Source organism: Sulfurospirillum sp. MES (assembly GCF_000789415.1).
Classification (GTDB): domain Bacteria; phylum Campylobacterota; class Campylobacteria; order Campylobacterales; family Sulfurospirillaceae; genus Sulfurospirillum; species Sulfurospirillum cavolei.
This window is the reverse complement of record NZ_JSEC01000011.1, coordinates 38,771-45,875: the sequence shown is the minus strand read 5'-3', so window position 1 is coordinate 45,875 and position 7,105 is coordinate 38,771. Positions and strand designations below refer to the sequence as shown.

The window sequence follows — 7,105 nt, the reverse complement described above, 5'->3', positions numbered from 1 at the left end:
TACAAATCCTCACCAATATAGCCAATATCAGTGATAACCTCAAGACGAATAAAGAATTACGCCAGATTATTGCTATTATCGGTGCTTACACTAAAAAAGAGCTTGGTTTTATGTGCGAAAGTTGAGTTTCAATGTAAATTAAGTTAAAATATTATTTTGATGAATATTTTTGGAGTTTATGTGACAAATACTATTTGGACTGATTCGATATTTAGATGGGCGGGAAGTAAACGAAAATTATTGCCTATTCTAATTAATAATGTTCCTAATAATTATGAACGTTATATTGAACCGTTTTGTGGGTCAGCATGCTTGTTCTTTGCAATAAAACCAATGAGTGCAATTTTAAGTGATATAAATGGTGAATTGATACACACTTTTGAACAAATTAAAAACACACCCAGTTTAATTGCAAAAACTCTTTCCAATATAAGTGTGAGTAAAGAAATTTATGATAATTATAGACAACAAAAACCTACTCATTTAACTGATTTTGAAAGAGCGATTCGTTTCACTTATTTAAATAGAAATTGCTTTAATGGGGTATACCGAACAAATCAACGAGGCGAATTTAATGTTCCAATGGGAACTAGGACAGGTGAAGTTCCTGACGAAATCCGTTTTATTAAGTGTGCTGAAGCATTAAAAAATGCAAAACTCATTTCACAAGATTTTGAGAAGCTTCTTCCCGATATACAAAAAAATGATTTCGTATATTTGGATCCACCATATGCCAAGAAAGATTATAAAGGTCGAGGAGAATATGGCCCTGGGGCCTTTCAATATGAAGACATCACAAGAATGCTTACTTTTTTAGAAGAAGTTAATCATCGGGGTGCAAACTTTTTATTTTCTTATGCATACGATGAGGAGCTTATTCAGCAATTACCGCAATCTTGGTATTGGGAAAGCGTACTTGTTGGACGCCATGTCGCAGGGTTTAGCCAACATAGAAAACATGTGCAAGAGATTCTTGTTTCGAATTATAAAATCAAAATATAGATGCAAAAAAAAGTTAAAATAGCTGTTTTAAGCGATTTACATGTTGGAGATGTCGATTCATATTTAACATCAAATATGCATTATTCATTGGTTGAAAATCCCTTTTCATCTTTAAAAGACTTTATTTCTAATAATCACCTGAAGGCAGATATATTGATTTGTTGTGGTGATATGGCGGATCGAGCAGATGATGCAGGCCAAATTTTTGCATGGAATAATATTTGTGACATAGCTTCTTCTCTGCAATGTCAACATTGCTATGGTACTGTTGGTAATCATGATTTAGATAGTAGAGCAAAGATACTTTATGATCCTAAAGGGCAATTACAAAAACTTCATCCTTCTTTTCCATATGATAATGAGAGCTATTGTGATCGTTATTGGGCAAGAAACTTTTCATTTTCTACTTATGAAGACAATATACGGCTCCTTAATATCAATAGTTGTGCTTTCCATGGTTATAGTGATAAAAATAATAAGAATGAATATGATCATGGCAGAATTAGTCAGTTTACAATTGATAAGATTGAAGCCAAATTGCAACAAGATATTAAAGATAAAAAAGAATTTAGCGTTAATATCGCATTTTTCCATCATCACCCAGCTAAAATGGAACACCGGAGTTTTGATGATTATAGTGAAATGCTGGGTGGAAATTTGCTACTTCAGCTATTATCAAAAAGTGAATATGGTAACTGGATCATAATTCATGGCCATAAGCATTTCCCAAATATCCAAATAGCCTCTGCTAGTGGTTCAAATCCACCAGTAATTTTTTCTGCAGGTAGTTTCGCATCAAAAAAACTTGTAACTGAAAAAAACAGTGAAAAAAATCAATTCTATATCATGGAAGTATGTGTTGATCCAATGAATGAATATAATTTATCAATTGCAGGTATTATACATTCATGGTACTGGTCATATGGTCTTGGTTGGAATAAATCACCATTCTCACATAATATTTCTTATGGTTGCGGCTTTACAAATTCTATTAAAACAGCACATGTTTATGCAAAGTTTATTGATGATAATTATAATAATAAAGAATTCTTTTTATGGGAAGATTTATTAGTCAAATGGCCTGAATTGCAATTTACTTTTCCTCAATCTATTCATGAAATATGTGAAATATTAGAAAACAAATATGGTTATAATATTCTATATAATCGCCTAGAATGGCCATCTCAATTTTCAAAGCAAAGGGAGGATGTCAATGAAGCATAATAATTTTGATTCAACCATCTTTGATTCACTAAATGCACGTCATTTAACCTCCTCGCAAATTGCTAAATTATTTATACCTCCAGAAGCATTTTTCGATTTACTCAAGCGTAATAATAATCTTTTAATTGGTCCTAGAGGTAGTGGTAAAACTACTCTTTTAAAAATGTTACAGTTGACCGCACTGAAAGAATGGAAACATTCAAAAGCAGAACAAACTAAAAAATCAATTGATTATATTTCTGCTTTTATCCCTACTGATAAAGCTTGGGAAACACAATGGAGTCTAATCGATAGCTTATGTGCTTCTTCCACATTAAAAGTACAATTAAAAAAATCTATTTTTACTACACATACAATACGACAAATGGTGGAAGCCTTTCAATATTGCACATCGGATGAATTATTTGAAGACCCAATTTTGAAAAAATTCTATATAAATTTATCAAAAGAACAAGAAATAGAATTAACAAAAAGGTTGGCATCAGCATTATCATTAACAATAGAAATACCTAGCTTAGATTATATAATGTTTCAATTACGAAAACGATTATCTGACATTGGAGTATTTCTTAATAAAAATAGAAACTGTGCTTTAGCTGATACTCTAAATAATGATGCGGACTTATCAAAATATGTATTTTTTGATTTTATTCCAACAATAGCATTAGTAATTGAAGTATTAAATAGTACATTTGTTGATAAAAATCAAAAGTGGGCATTACTATTTGATGAGCTTGAAATTGCGCCAAGAGAAATTCGAAATGAGTTATTTGAAAATCTTCGCAGTACAGGTGATCAACGAATTATTTTTAAATTATCTATTAGTCCGTATGCTGAAGATTTAAATTTATCAGAACCAACAGGATCATATGCAGGGCATGATTATGTTCCAATTAATTTGACATATGCGAAAAAAGAAAAAGCCATGCCTTTCTGTCTAGCTCTTTTTCAACAGATATGCCGTATTTATAAAATTGATCATATGTCCCCAGAAGAGATTTTTGGTACTTCAATTTTTGACCAGGGTAATGAAAATAAAAAAAATACTACAATACCTGCTTATAGCAAAGATTCTCTTCAATATGAACGTTTTTCTAGATTAGCAAACAAAGATCCAAGCTTTAATTATTATTTAAAAGCCAAAAATATCGATATTGAAAATATGGACAAAATGCCAGAAAATGAACGAGCAAGTAAAGTTCGTAAAATTACTAATATTGTATGTATTAGAGATATATTTTTGCAAGAGAAAGGTCATATAAGAACAATAAAAAAGACAAAAATTTATACAGGATTCAAAACAATTTTTTATTTGACTGAAGGAAATCCAAGATTATTTTTATCGCTTGTAGGGACTTTATTAAAAAAATATTCACAGACTAAGAAAATGGTTACCGCGAGTGAACAAGCTGATGCAATTGATATTGCAATAGATAGATTTTTAGCTTTACTAAAAACAATTCCTCCTGTCCCTGGGCATACACTAGCAAATTCAAATAAAGACTGTAGCCTTATTAATTTATTAGATATAATTGGCACAACTTTTCAAAATAGTGTTTTAAAAGAAAAATTTGTAGCAGAACCAATCACAAGTTTTATTATTGATGATATGGTTTCGGAGGAAGTGAAAACATTATTAGGCTTGGCAGTAAATGCAGGAGTAATAATCTATGTTCATCAAGCTGAGGAAACTCCATTATTAGATTCATTAGCCAACAAAGAATTTAGATTGAATTATTTATTAGCGCCTTATTTTAGATTACCAATGATTCTCAACAAAAAACAAAAACTATCAGTAATATTGGGTGGTGATTTTATTCATAAAAATGATATCAATGATGAACAAAAAACAATACAATCTACGTTGAAACAAGATTTGAAGAAGGGGCATCAAACACAAAATACATTGAAAAATAATGTAAAAAAAATACAGACTACATTGAAATTTGAATAGATATGGAATATAAATGATTAGTTTTAATATGATTGACCGATATCAAAATCCTGAGGATAAAAATTTTGATATTCTATTTACAGCCTTAGGATATGAACAAAGATGTATTTTTATTCCTCAAAAATTTGAGAATAAATATAAGCAAGGCGTATGCTTTCAGTTTCAAGATCGACAACAATTTTCTTACTTGAGTAATTTAGAGTTTTATAAAAATGCAGGTTTTGATTTTATTCCATGGACTGGTATTTGTAATCGAGACCAATTAATAGAACTTTTAATGCCTATTGACACTGAAGACCAAGAAGCACGAATAATACAAGTTGCAATTGATATTTCAGCTATGAATCGTCAAATGGTCGCGAATATTATATATACTCTTGCTCATACCTCATTTAAGCATGATTTTGAAGTTTCAGTTTTATATGCGCCAGCACAATACACAGATCCTGTGGATGAAATGCCAATAATGAAAATTGCAGGGCCTGTAATTCCTGAGTATGCAGGTTGGTATATTAATCCTAGTGATCCACTTTACGCAATTATTGGATTAGGTTATGAAAATGGTAAAGCACTAGGAATTTTAGAATTTCTTGATGTAGCAAATGCATGGTTATTTAAGCCCCTTGGTTCGGATGAATCTTTTATAAATAAAGTAGATGCAGTCAATCATGATTTGATTTCATCATTGGGACAAAGTAAAGTAATAAATTACAAGCTTTCAGATCCATATGACACATTTATAAAGCTTCAATCTTTAATTGAAGGATTGCAAAAAAATAACCGTATAATTTTAATTCCATTTGGCCCTAAATTATTTAATGTAATTTGCCTCATTCTTGCAGAAATATATTTTGATCAAATTGCGGTATGGCGAGTAAGTGCAGGAGATCAAGAACAGCCAAAAGATCATAAAGCAGATGAAACAATCATATCCTTTGTATTTCGAATTACCCAAAACTAAGTATTAGTATCATTACTTATGGAAAAATTCATGCCAATTGTCCAATATGCTCATGGCCACTAAAAGCCGGTAAAAAAATGGTTTATTGTTATGACGATAGCTGTGGATTTCATATCACTTACGCTCAAGAAGATTTACTAAGAGATATCACTAAAAAAGAGGTAGCAGATCTGCTAAGGGGTAAAACGATCGAGGGATTACTTCACCTGGATCTTGATGCGCCTAATTTCATTGCTTCAAAGGTTATCAAGTTATATAATTTGGGAAGGTGAGAAAATGTTAACATTAGATGAAGAGCTTGAACGTTTGAATGATAGAGCAATGGATCTTATTGAAGAATATAAAGAGCTTGATGAATTCTATATAGATGATGAACGTGCATATATGGAGCGTAAAGCATATTTAGATGAGAAAAAAGAAACATTACGTTCCCACTATGATTCTCATCATGAGCGTGTCGAACGTAGTAAAGCATATAGAGAAGAATACGCTAAAAGATCATCGTCAAAATAACCACCGCACCTCTTAACCCCACCGATGAAAAAACCGTGTTGGTATTTTTCACAGTGTGTGTAACCCGGTACTATCTCCGAATCAGATCGATGATCATTTAAAACTTTTTTCATGTAAACAGATTAATCTCAGTAGTCACAATAAGTGTATTTTTTAGAAAAATAATTAAGATCAAACAATGGCAGTGTATTTTGCAATAGCATAATAAATTACCATTGTGACGATTTTTCAATTTAAATTTTATTTTCATATTTTTCTCCATCTTCATGATTTTTTTGATTTTATCATCTCTGCAAAAGTATGTAATTCAAACTAATCATTTGCGTATTTTGAAGAAAAAACGACATATTTAATTTAAGGTATTTAAGATTACAATGAACAAATTTTTAAATAAGGATATGAAATGTACGAATTAGAAGATGTGAAATCATATATTCAAGATAAACTTCTTGAATTGATCCTTGAAGATGAAAGAATTGAAAAGCTATACAAAATGATTTCAAACCCAGAGTTAAGAGTTAAGGATAAAGATGAAAAATGGGTAGCTTATACTTCCCAGGCCTCTGAAGATACAACTGTTGTTGATGCTATTAGAAAAATTTTGATCGATGAGTTACCAAGTCGGGAAATTCCATTAAAAAAAGAAGTAGAAGATGCTGTTGATGAAGTAGGTACTATTTTTGAAACTATGGATATATCACACAAACCAAGAATCCCATTTTATGTCCTAGTATTGGATAAATTAGTCAAATAAAAGTAAACAAATTAGCTTGATGATTAGTTAGAAATTTTGCCTTGGGCGAGAAAAAGACTTATACAATTTTGTATATTATGCAGATTTGTATAGTAACAAGTTTGTATAAGTCAAATAAGCTACTTTGAGAAAATTCAATAGTTTAATTACTATTGTCTTCTTTAGTTAAGTTCTGTAAAGGAAAATTGAAAATATACAATCTAAATGCTTCTTTTTCTTCTTCAGTTTTTAGCTGTTTGTAGATAGTGCTAAAAATCATTTGTGTTCCTAAATCAATATCTTTCATAAAATCAATCGTTGGTAATTGAGGAGGATTTTTTTTGTCATAAAGTCTTTTTTGAAAATAGCTCGCTTCTTCTTCAAATATTGTTTCATAAATACCAAGTTCTTTACATTTTTTTCTTATAGCATTTACATAATCAAACTTACGCCAATTTGTTATTGCCGGAGGGCTAACATTAATAATTTTTGATAAATCAGCTAAAGAAGATATCTTATAAAAATCAAGCATTTTTTGAACATATATACTTGCATCATTATTTAATTTACTCAAATTAATCCTTATTAATTATAATTAAAGGAATTAGTGCTAAAATTGCATTAATTTACATTAATTAATCAAGTATAATTAATTATATCAAATAATCATTAATATGGAGCTAAATGAAAAAATATTTTACAACTAAAAAATAATCAA

General features: G+C 30.1%; 7 protein-coding genes. 6 read left to right on the top strand and 1 reads right to left on the bottom strand.

Features of this window, described 5'->3' with window-relative positions:
• Window positions 1-159: 159 nt before the first annotated feature.
• The 6 genes from OA34_RS11425 to OA34_RS11395 all read left to right on the top strand — a co-directional run bounded on the left by OA34_RS11425 (window position 160) and on the right by OA34_RS11395 (window position 6,408).
• A complete protein-coding gene (locus OA34_RS11425) occupies window positions 160-1,002 on the top strand; it encodes a DNA adenine methylase (RefSeq protein ID WP_286683012.1) in 843 nt (280 codons plus the stop codon).
• Entirely contained in the window at window positions 1,003-2,226 is a 1,224-nt protein-coding gene (locus OA34_RS11420; RefSeq protein WP_039675455.1) for a metallophosphoesterase family protein, read from the top strand.
• Window positions 2,216-4,180 carry an ORC-CDC6 family AAA ATPase gene (locus OA34_RS11415; RefSeq protein ID WP_039675454.1) on the top strand — a complete coding sequence of 655 codons (1,965 nt, stop codon included), beginning with the start codon at window positions 2,216-2,218 and terminating at the stop codon, window positions 4,178-4,180. The genes OA34_RS11420 and OA34_RS11415 overlap by 11 nt, the downstream gene beginning before the upstream one ends.
• A gap of 13 nt (window positions 4,181-4,193) precedes the next feature.
• Window positions 4,194-5,141: a hypothetical protein gene (locus OA34_RS11410; RefSeq protein ID WP_039675452.1), complete on the top strand. Its 948-nt coding sequence runs from the start codon at window positions 4,194-4,196 to the stop codon at window positions 5,139-5,141.
• Window positions 5,142-5,417: 276 nt separating this feature from the next.
• Window positions 5,418-5,654: a hypothetical protein gene (locus OA34_RS11400; protein WP_039675448.1), complete on the top strand. Its 237-nt coding sequence runs from the start codon at window positions 5,418-5,420 to the stop codon at window positions 5,652-5,654.
• 403 nt (window positions 5,655-6,057) lie between these two features.
• Window positions 6,058-6,408 (top strand): hypothetical protein, encoded by a 351-nt coding sequence (locus OA34_RS11395; RefSeq protein WP_039675446.1) that lies wholly within the window; start codon window positions 6,058-6,060, stop codon window positions 6,406-6,408.
• A gap of 142 nt (window positions 6,409-6,550) precedes the next feature.
• Here the strand turns inward: OA34_RS11395 and OA34_RS11390 are convergent, their stop codons facing one another.
• A complete protein-coding gene (locus OA34_RS11390; RefSeq protein WP_039675444.1) occupies window positions 6,551-6,961 on the bottom strand; it encodes a hypothetical protein in 411 nt (136 codons plus the stop codon).
• Window positions 6,962-7,105: the final 144 nt, after the last annotated feature.